The organism is Bartonella sp. OC68QHHN (genome assembly GCF_042193875.1).
In the GTDB taxonomy this organism is placed as follows: Bacteria; Pseudomonadota; Alphaproteobacteria; order Rhizobiales; family Rhizobiaceae; genus Bartonella; species Bartonella grahamii_A.
In genome coordinates, this window is the sequence record NZ_JBHIME010000025.1 from 1 (window position 1) to 2,010 (window position 2,010).

Genomic DNA, 2,010 nt, shown 5'->3' on the forward strand with positions numbered 1-2,010 from the left:
ATTTGATGGCGGTCAGTATTATACCACACCAGAAAATGCGGATTTTAGTACCAAAGCGCAAGTAAAAGCATGGGTTTACGGGGGTGCTATTCCGAAAAGCGTTCTCAATTACGAACCTCTTATAGACGAGATCAATAAAGAGATCAAAAAATTATCAGAAGCTTCTGAAAAAACAATGATTAGATGCTAACTCATATCAGGAACAACTTGACAAATTTTTAAAAGCCATTAGGTTACGAAGCAGGCTTAAAACACCTGTAACCAATCGGTTCAATAGTATCCCGAAAGATCTGTTGCCCATCATAAGAAATTTTGTCCAGGGTCTTCACATGTATGTCCAAGGGTAACCTAAAGATGTGAAGGACTGAATTGGTTCGGTTGTTTTAGCCCTGGATACTTAAACTTTTAAAACAAAGGAACCAATATTATGAACACTCTTATTAAAATATCAGAAAAAATTATTGAACAAGAAATTGTGCAAACGGTCAATGCGCGTGAGTTACACGCATTCATGGAAATAGGAAAACGTTTCGCTACTTGGATTACGGATCGTATTAATCAATATACATTTGAAGAAGGTAAAGACTTCATAAAAACACAAGATTTGCGGTTCCCAAAATTGGGAAGCGCAAAATCTAGAGCTGTTACAGCAATAGAATATCATCTCACCTTAGATATGGCGAAAGAACTCTCAATGGTTGAACGCAATGAGAAAGGACGTCAAGCACGTCGTTACTTTATTGAATGTGAGAAGAAACTGAGAAACCAAGCTGTTGATTATGATAATGATACACGCTTTGATTTGCCAAGTTATTGGGAAGGTATGAACGCTGGTGAAAAAGTTTTGTATCTTCTGGGTCCAATTCATGTTCGTCTTCTTGATGCCTTCAGAGTAGATGAAGAGAACAGAAAATACAAAGCCCTTATTAAAGAAGCAAAACAGGTGTTAGCTAGATCTGTCACAAAAGCTGCTTAGATTTAAAAACATAACTCCCCATTTTAAAAGTGGGGAGGAAGTTAAGCCGCATTTTTGATTGTAATAACAACTTGCTTGCCAAGAACACTCAGTGCTTGCTCTAGTGTTTGAAGCTTAGTTGGATAATTTGGATCAAGAATGCGTCTTGCTTCTGTTTCTTTTTTACCCAAACGATGTGCCAATTCTGTTTTTGTGATATTCGCTTCATTAAAGGCTTCTACCACTGCGAGCTTAAGAGCATTCCACGCATCTACCGTAACCTCTACAAGGTCTTTATACTGTTTTGGCATTGGTAAAGGCAAACCACGCATAGGATAGCTCCGTAATGCTAACCCTAAAGCTTCAACAGCATTCTCTAATGCCTCAGTTCTATTTTCTCCAGCTGTTATTGCTTCTGGTACATCTGGAAAGGTTACAATAAAACCACCATCTGGATCAGATTCCAGTTTTGCTTGATACGTGTACTCCATGTTTAGGTCTCCTCGCCATGATCAAAATGCTTTTGAAACGAAAAAATAAAGCCGTTGAGAGAGTAACTCATACCCCCAACTGCTTTTTTATTATTTTCACGTAAAGTGGGGTCAATTCACCAGATTTTATAACGGTTGTCTTGTCTCCAAAAGTTACCAAATAATGTGACCCTTTACCTGCATCAGGAGCTTCACTGTAATGAATGCCTCTTTTTCTGGCTTCTTTACGTAATTCTCTAAGCAGTGCTTCTCGTTTCATTTAGCCTCCCCTTTCTGCATAAAATGAATATCGCACAAAAAGGTTCGATAGTCAACAATAAATCGAACAAAAAAGTTTGATACAGACTCTTAATGAAAGAATATTTCTTGAAAAGTTAAAAGCAGAGATAAGAAAGCTGTGCAATTTGTGTGACATGGTTTTTTGATGCATGATTTGTCAAATAATATTATAATGTAATACTTAAAAAACTGTTATTAATTAACTGAAATAATTGAAAAAACAAGCAAATTATGCTAAGATTTTTATGTATAAATTGCAAATCTAATGGGGCTACAAATATGCTA

Annotated in this window: 3 protein-coding genes and 1 pseudogene; 2 read left to right on the top strand and 2 right to left on the bottom strand. The window is 36.5% G+C overall.

The window, feature by feature from the left end; all coding sequences use genetic code 11:
* Both ACFIJ0_RS05240 and ACFIJ0_RS05245 read left to right on the top strand, forming a co-directional pair.
* Positions 1 to 190: pseudogene (locus ACFIJ0_RS05240) on the top strand (hypothetical protein); the annotation flags it as partial.
* Positions 191 to 427: 237 nt separating this feature from the next.
* A complete protein-coding gene (locus ACFIJ0_RS05245; protein ID WP_375622579.1) occupies positions 428 to 976 on the top strand; it encodes an antA/AntB antirepressor family protein in 549 nt (182 codons plus the stop codon).
* Positions 977 to 1,017: 41 nt separating this feature from the next.
* Here the strand turns inward: ACFIJ0_RS05245 and ACFIJ0_RS05250 are convergent, their stop codons facing one another.
* A complete protein-coding gene (locus ACFIJ0_RS05250) occupies positions 1,018 to 1,446 on the bottom strand; it encodes a type II toxin-antitoxin system HicB family antitoxin (RefSeq protein ID WP_375622581.1) in 429 nt (142 codons plus the stop codon).
* Positions 1,447 to 1,513: 67 nt separating this feature from the next.
* On the bottom strand, positions 1,514 to 1,705 hold the full coding sequence (locus ACFIJ0_RS05255; protein ID WP_004859817.1) for a hypothetical protein: 192 nt from the start codon (positions 1,703 to 1,705) through the stop codon (positions 1,514 to 1,516).
* Positions 1,706 to 2,010: the final 305 nt, after the last annotated feature.

Bases quoted from the DNA above. Each gene is read 5' to 3' on its own strand.
- ACFIJ0_RS05245 (WP_375622579.1), top strand. From the start codon at position 428: ATGAACACTCTTATTAAAATATCAGAAAAAATTATTGAACAAGAAATT.
- ACFIJ0_RS05250 (WP_375622581.1), bottom strand. From the start codon at position 1,446: ATGGAGTACACGTATCAAGCAAAACTGGAATCTGATCCAGATGGTGGT.
- ACFIJ0_RS05255 (WP_004859817.1), bottom strand. From the start codon at position 1,705: ATGAAACGAGAAGCACTGCTTAGAGAATTACGTAAAGAAGCCAGAAAA.